The organism is Consotaella aegiceratis (genome assembly GCF_036541425.1).
GTDB classification, from domain to species: Bacteria; Pseudomonadota; Alphaproteobacteria; order Rhizobiales; family Rhizobiaceae; genus Consotaella; species Consotaella aegiceratis.
In genome coordinates this window covers 150,323-156,322 of record NZ_JAZHFT010000007.1, presented here as the reverse complement: position 1 = coordinate 156,322, position 6,000 = coordinate 150,323, and the positions used below count along the sequence as shown (strand labels likewise).

The following is a 6,000-nucleotide window of genomic DNA, read 5'->3' as shown; positions in this document are numbered from 1 at the left end:
GGATCCGGAACCTCGGCAAAGCTCGCCGTGAACCAGGACATCGGCCTTCTCCTCTCAGAGCCAGGCCCTCATCCGATTCCATTCAACCAACAAATGCCAATTCAAATTCCCAAATGCGATCCCCCTGCTGCGCATAGAGCGCCCCTTCCCGCCGGCGAGGACAGTCGGACGACAGGTGACATACGGCCTTGTCGGCGATCGGGGCCCGTCGCCTTTGGAGGCCGTCACGCGCTGATAGATATCTTCGATGCGAACGACATCGCCCTCTCCGGCATAGCTGCCGATCTGCACTTCGATCAGCTTCAGTTCGATATTGTGGATGCGGAGGCCGCAACCGATCGGCGGGGAGGCCGCCTCGTTTTCATGATAAGAAGCGCGCCGTGTCGCCGATCGTCGCCTCGCGGTGCCATGGACGAAAACCCCGTGCGAGAATGGCGCCACCCGGCGACGACGACGGTCGTCGATCTGCCCGGCTCTCAGGTCGCAATGCCGTATATGCGGATCGACGTCGTCGGTTCTTTTCTGGTTGCCGGACCGGCCTTCAAATACTTCGCGAGGATGCGAGCCCGCCGCGGACCTGGCTTGAGCGCGGCGACGCCCCCACCCCGCTTCCCCGAGCTGCCTCGTCGTTCCAGACACGCGGTATGACCGACACCGAGGCGGGTTTACCGACTGGTATCGTACCCCCGCCATGTCCCGACGAATTCTTTGGCTCGCGAGGCGATCTCGCCAACGCCCATGCCGGGCTTGTAGAGCGCCGAGCCGAGACCAAAGCCGCTGACGCCGACCTCCCGGAAGGGCGCCATGGTCTTCGGCGTGATTCCGCCCACGGGAAACAGCCGCGTGCCCGCCGGCAGCACCGATAGCATGGCCTTCACGGCGGCCGGCTGAACCATCTCGGCGGGAAAGATTTTCAGGGCGTCGGCGCCCGCCGCCAGAGCCGCGAAAGCCTCGGTCGGCGTGGCGATGCCCGGCAGACTGATCAGGCCGGCCGCCTTGGCCGCCGCGATCACCGCCGTATCGGCATGCGGCATGACGACGAGATCCGCCCCGATCGACACCAGCCGCTCGACGTCGCCGATCGTGGTGACCGTACCGGCACCGACGATCGCCGCCGCGGGCAGATTTTCGCGCATGATGGCGATGCTGTCGAAAGGCTCGGGCGAATTGAGCGGCACTTCGATCAGACGAAAGCCGGCCTCGTAGAGCGCCCGGGCGAGCGAGGCCGCTTCCGACGGCTCGATGCCGCGCAGGATGGCGACCAAGGGCAATGCTTGAAGCGCCGCCTCTAAGCGGTCTGGAAGCGTACTAGCGGACATCGGAAACCTCATCGGCAGGAGGGATCAGCCTAGCGGCAGAAGCGAAGCAGAACAGGCCCGGGGGCGCGGTGTTCTCGCAGAGGGCAGCGGACCCCACCCCGAACACGGTCAGGGCGCGAGCGTAGCGGCGGCAAAGACCGACATCCCCGATGAGCGCGAGGGGCAGGCCCTCGCGCTCTCCCGCGTCCTCCGAAGACAGGACCGAACGAAGTTCGTGCCCGATCAGCAGGCCCGACAGGTATTCGCTGGACAAGGTGGGCGCCAAGCGCCCCCTGAGACTCAGGGTGCGGACCGAGAACAGCTGGTGCAGAAGATCGCCGGACGCCTCGTCGCGCGCCTTGGAAACGCCGGACAAGAAGGCGGCCTCGACGGCGTCGACCGAGGGCTGCGGGTCGTCGGCCATCAATCGCCCAAGGATGGAGTGGCGGCGGAGGATCGAGAAGAGCTCTCCCGTCATGTGGGTGGAGAAGCCTTCGATCCGACCCTGGCGCACCCTCGCCCATTTGGAATGCGTGCCCGGCAGCGCCATCAGCGATTTTCCTGCCCAGGCGGGCGTTCGGGCCAAGGCGCCGGCGATCTGGATCTCCTCGCCGCGCATGACGTCCGGCGCGGCATCGGCCGGATCGTAGAGCACGCCCGGCGCGATCAGGACGCGGACGCCCGATGCGGTTTCGACGCTCGCGGCATGCTCCGCCAAGGTCTCGACATCGGCTGGGCAGGCGACATACGGCGCTTCCGTCCAGCCCTGGGCACTGCCGACCATGCCGCCCGCCACCACGGGGACGCCCGGATATCGATCGACCCAGGAGCCGCAGATTACCCGAAAGGCGGTTTCGAACCCCTCCCTGCCCTCGGCTGGCAGATTCTGAATACCGTGTCGGCTGGACCGCTGATCGAGCACGGTGCCGCGCTCGCCCATGAGAAAGGCGCGCAGGCTGGAGGTTCCCCAGTCGAGCCCGATGAGCACGGGATTGCAGATCAACAAATCAGTCATGGGCACGCCCATCCAAGTTCGCGGGAAATGGCCTCGGCCGTTGCCCGAACCTGCGGTCCCAGTTCGGCCATCCGGTCCTCCGGCATGTAGAGAATGGCGCTGGCCACGCTGACGGACGCAACCACACGGCCCGACACGTCCCGGATCGGCGCGGCGACACAGCGGATGTCCGTCTCGTTTTCCTCGAAATCGTAGACCCACCCGGCCTCCCGATAGGTCTTCATCTGTTCCGCGAAGCGCTCCCAGGGGATGGGGTTCGGCCGCCCGCCGATCTGCTGCTTGTGAAGCGCGGCGCGATCGTAGAGATCCCTCCATCGGTCGTCCGGCAGGCTGACCATCAGCGCCTTGCCCAGGCCGGTGGTGGCCAACGGCATGCGCTGGCCGACCCGGGAGCGCATCTGCAGGCCCCGCGATCCGGAAATCTTGTCGAGATAAAGCACCTCGAAGCCGTCGACGACACCGAGATGGATGGTATCGCCGGTGCTCTGAGCCAAGGCCTCGACATGGGGCTTGGCGAGCGCCACGACGGGCCTCTCCTCCAGTGCGGCCATGCCGAGCCGGATCAGTTTCGGACCCAGGAAGTAGCAGCCATGGGACATGTGATGGAGATAGCCCTCGGCCACGAGGCTGGACAGCATGCGGTGCATGGTGGCGCGCGGGACGCCCAGCGCGGCGGAGAGCCCTTTCACGTCGCGGGTGCCCTCGGCGACCAGTTCGAGGACGGTCAGTCCCCGCATCAGTGTCTGCGTCCCCGCCACCGGCAACTTACGCTGTAAGCCCGACGGATTCATCGCTCCGGCCTTTTCTCCGGCGAAGTTCCCCGCTCCGCCTCGCGGACCCTGATAAACGCCTCCATCTCCATCATGTCAAATAAAAATACGTTTGTCCAAATAGTAAGACATTTCTTATGAATACGGCACCCACGATGAGCGGCGTTTTTCGTTGCCCGACGACGGCGATCCGCTCTACCATCGTCGGATGATCAGCCGACCGCGAAGCATGTCTTTCCACGATCGAACCGAGCGCGGTGTCCAGACTCCGTCTGCTCCGATTCATGCGCTCCGCCGGCGTCGCTGCTGATGTTTCTGTCCGTCTTCGACCTCTTCAAGATCGGCATCGGGCCGTCGAGCTCGCACACGGTGGGCCCGATGGTCGCAGCCGCCCGCTTCCTCGACGAACTGGAACACGGAGACTGGCCGCGGCCACGCAACGCCGAGCCGGAGCGTCTGCGGGTCAGCCTGCACGGCTCGCTCGCCTACACCGGCAAGGGGCATGCCACCGACCGGGCGGTGATCCTGGGGCTGTGCGGCCACGCGCCGGATGCCGTGGATCCGGGCGCCATTTCCGCTATCGTCGCGGAAGTCGGACAGACCGGCGTCGTGCGTCCCGAGGGCGGCCGGTCCTACCGCTTCGACCCCGACCGCGATCTTGTCTTCGACAAAAAGACATCCCTGCCCGGCCACACCAACGGCATGGCCTTTTCCGCCCTCGACGCCGATGGCGCCCTGCTGTTGCGTCGCGTCTACTATTCGGTCGGCGGCGGCTTCGTCGCCAGCGACATCGAACTCGATGCGCCGCCGTCCGAAAGTGGCGGAGACGAAAGCCCCTTCCCCTTCAGGACCGCCGACGAAGCCCTGCGCCAAGCCGAGACATCGCAGCTCTCGATCGCCGCCATGCAGGCCGAGAACGAACTCGCCCGACACAGCCAGCGCGACCTCGACCGCCGACTCGACGCGATCTGGGAGGCCATGTCCGGCTGCATCGATCGTGGACTCGCGGCGGACGGCATGCTGCCCGGCGGCTTCCAGGTGAAGCGGCGGGCGGGCGCCATCCACCAAAGACTGGAAGCCGAATGGCAGCGCAACATGATCTCGCCGCTCGCCGCCAACGACTGGCTGACCGTCTATGCGCTGGCCGTCAACGAGGAAAACGCTGCCGGCGGCCGCGTCGTCACGGCGCCCACCAACGGCGCTTCGGGCGTCATTCCAGCCGTCATCCGGTACTTCCTGCGCTTCGATCCGACGGCCAACCGCGCCCGCGTGCGCGAGTTTCTGCTGACGGCGGCGGCGATCGGCGGACTGATCAAGCGCAATGCCTCGATCTCGGGCGCCGAGGTCGGCTGCCAGGGCGAAGTCGGCTCGGCCTCGGCCATGGCCGCGGCGGGGCTGTGCGCGGTGATGGGCGGCACGCCGGCCCAGGTGGAGAACGCCGCCGAGATCGCGCTCGAACATCATCTCGGCATGACCTGCGATCCGGTCGGCGGTCTCGTCCAGATCCCCTGCATCGAGCGCAACGCCTTCGGCGCGGTCAAGGCCGTCACGGCCGCCTCGCTGGCGCTCAAGGGCGACGGCGCGCACCGCGTCTCGCTGGACACCTGCATCAAGACGATGCGTGAGACCGGGCGCGATATGTCGACCCGCTACAAGGAGACGAGCCTCGGCGGCCTGGCCCTCAACGTGCCGGAGTGCTGAACGGCACGGCCTAGGACAGCCTCGCTATCGTCTGGATGACTGAGCCGCCCGATTTCTCGCGCGTTTTTCAAAAGGAGCAGCAGGTGCAGCATCATCTCGAGGCATCGCCCAGGACCGTCGCCTGGGGCTATTTCGACCCCAAGCGCAAGCCTTGCATCACCATTCAGAGCGGCGACACGATCGTTATCGACACGGTCTCGGGCGGCCCCGACGTGCTGCCCGGCAAAGACTTCTTCGTGCCGCCAGAGCTTCTCGACGTGCACCGCGACTGCCGACAGGAGATGCCCGGCCACATGCTGACCGGTCCGGTCGCGGTGGACGGCGCCCAGCCGGGCCAGGTCCTGGAGGTGGCGATCGACGCCATCGAACTGCGCCAGGACTGGGGCTACAACGTCATCCGGCCTTTGGCCGGCACCCTGCCCTACGACTTCGAGACGGCGCGAACCCTCAACATTCCGCTGGACGCGCAGGCCGGAATCGCAAAGCTGCCCTGGGGCCTCGACCTGCCGCTCGCTCCCTTCTTCGGCGTCATGGGCGTGGCGCCACCGCCGAACTGGGGCCGCATCTCCTCGATCCAGCCGCGCGTCCACGCCGGCAACATCGACAACAAGGAACTGGTGGCCGGCACCACGCTCTATCTGCCGGTCTTCAACGAAGGTGCGCTGTTTTCCTGCGGCGACGGCCACGGTGCCCAAGGCGACGGCGAAGTCTGCATCACGGCGATCGAGACGGCGCTCAGGGGCACCTTCCGCCTCACCGTGCGCGACGACCTGGAGTTGACCTATCCGCAGGCCGAGACGCCCACCCACTACATCACCATGGGCATGGACCCCGACCTCGACCAATGCGCGGTGATGGCGCTGCGCGACATGATCGTGCTGCTGCAGGACAAGGGCGGCCTGTCGCGCGAGGACGCCTACACGCTGTGCAGCCTCGCCGGCGATTTGCGCGTCACCCAGACGGTGAACGGCTGCAAGGGCGTCCACATGATGATGGCGAAGGCCCTGGTCGACCGCTGACGCGACGGCGGGATGCGATCAAGGTAACCGCATTCCGCCCTCCCTTCGTCATTGCTCGGGCCCCGTCCCGAGGATCCAGCTTTCTGCGTCAGCCCGGACGCAGACATATCGAGGCCGAGGTCACAACTGGATCCTCGGCACGGTTGCCGAGGATGACGCGGTTGGGATGTCGGCGCGCTTCAAAAGTCCCGTGACGC

6 protein-coding genes are annotated in these 6,000 nt (G+C 66.4%); 2 read left to right on the top strand and 4 right to left on the bottom strand.

From position 1 onward, the window contains the following. Positions 1 to 54: 54 nt before the first annotated feature. From SMD10_RS25570 to SMD10_RS07595, 4 genes are read right to left on the bottom strand one after another with little or no spacing between them, the layout of a single operon-like run. Positions 55 to 693, bottom strand: a complete 639-nt coding sequence (locus tag SMD10_RS25570; RefSeq protein ID WP_432757200.1) for a cupin domain-containing protein — start codon at positions 691 to 693, stop codon at positions 55 to 57. Continuing rightward, on the bottom strand, positions 666 to 1,319 hold the full coding sequence (locus SMD10_RS07605; RefSeq protein ID WP_331685069.1) for a 2-dehydro-3-deoxy-6-phosphogalactonate aldolase: 654 nt from the start codon (positions 1,317 to 1,319) through the stop codon (positions 666 to 668). Before SMD10_RS07605 ends, SMD10_RS25570 begins: the two co-directional genes overlap by 28 nt. Beyond that, positions 1,309 to 2,313, bottom strand: a complete 1,005-nt coding sequence (locus tag SMD10_RS07600) for a 2-dehydro-3-deoxygalactonokinase (protein ID WP_331685068.1) — start codon at positions 2,311 to 2,313, stop codon at positions 1,309 to 1,311. Before SMD10_RS07600 ends, SMD10_RS07605 begins: the two co-directional genes overlap by 11 nt. Next, on the bottom strand, positions 2,310 to 3,050 hold the full coding sequence (locus tag SMD10_RS07595) for an IclR family transcriptional regulator (RefSeq protein WP_331685067.1): 741 nt from the start codon (positions 3,048 to 3,050) through the stop codon (positions 2,310 to 2,312). The genes SMD10_RS07600 and SMD10_RS07595 overlap by 4 nt, the downstream gene beginning before the upstream one ends. Positions 3,051 to 3,392: 342 nt before the next feature. On the opposite strand from SMD10_RS07595, the gene SMD10_RS07590 reads away from it, so the two are divergent. Then, complete coding sequence (locus tag SMD10_RS07590) at positions 3,393 to 4,784, top strand: L-serine ammonia-lyase (protein WP_331685066.1); 1,392 nt, start codon at positions 3,393 to 3,395, stop codon at positions 4,782 to 4,784. Positions 4,785 to 4,819: 35 nt separating this feature from the next. Continuing rightward, positions 4,820 to 5,803, top strand: coding sequence for an acetamidase/formamidase family protein (locus SMD10_RS07585; RefSeq protein ID WP_331685065.1), 984 nt, complete (start codon positions 4,820 to 4,822; stop codon positions 5,801 to 5,803). The last annotated feature ends 197 nt before the right edge of the window (positions 5,804 to 6,000 follow it).